We start from the raw sequence: 527 nt of genomic DNA on the forward strand, positions 1-527 counted from the left end.
CCCGCCGAGGGGAGCGGGGCGGCGACCGCGGCGGTGAGTTGCGAGACCACGGTCCGGTGGCCCGGGGGGAGCGAGGCGTAGAACGCGCCGGCGACCGCGGTGTCGGCGAGCACGCCGACCGAGGCCAGCCCGCACAGTCCGCGGTGGTCGCGGAAGCGCGGACCGATCGTGCCCTCCAGTTCGGTGCCGGCGGGGGCCATGGCGAGCACGCGGACGCCCATCATCGTGTTCAGGGGGTCGACGCCGCGGGGGCGGGTTGCGGATACGGTCATGGAATCTCAATAGCAGCCCGCGACGGTGTCGAGTAGTTCAGGGTCCTGCCTGGCGGGACGGCGCGGAATCGAATGGGCCGCCCGGCCCTAACCGCCGAGGCGTGCGCGCATCTCCCAGACCAGCACCTCGGCGGGCTGCGCCGCGCTGAGCCGCTGCCCGCCGGTCGCGGTGAACCGGACCGCGTCGCCTTCGGACAGGATGCCCGCGCCCTCGAGTGCGACCTCGCCCTGTGCGACGAACAGGTGCAGGTAGGG

2 protein-coding genes are annotated in these 527 nt (G+C 74.0%); both read right to left on the reverse strand.

All coding sequences use genetic code 11. From position 1 onward, the window contains the following. On the reverse strand, positions 1–272 hold a 272-nt coding region (locus AC1DYG_RS19170; protein ID WP_477641450.1), incomplete at its 3' end, for a hypothetical protein. Between the two features lie 87 nt (positions 273–359). Further along, on the reverse strand, positions 360–521 hold the full coding sequence (locus AC1DYG_RS19175) for a hypothetical protein (protein ID WP_477641451.1): 162 nt from the start codon (positions 519–521) through the stop codon (positions 360–362). Positions 522–527: the final 6 nt, after the last annotated feature.

Source organism: Pedococcus sp. P1_H8, from assembly GCF_056405175.1.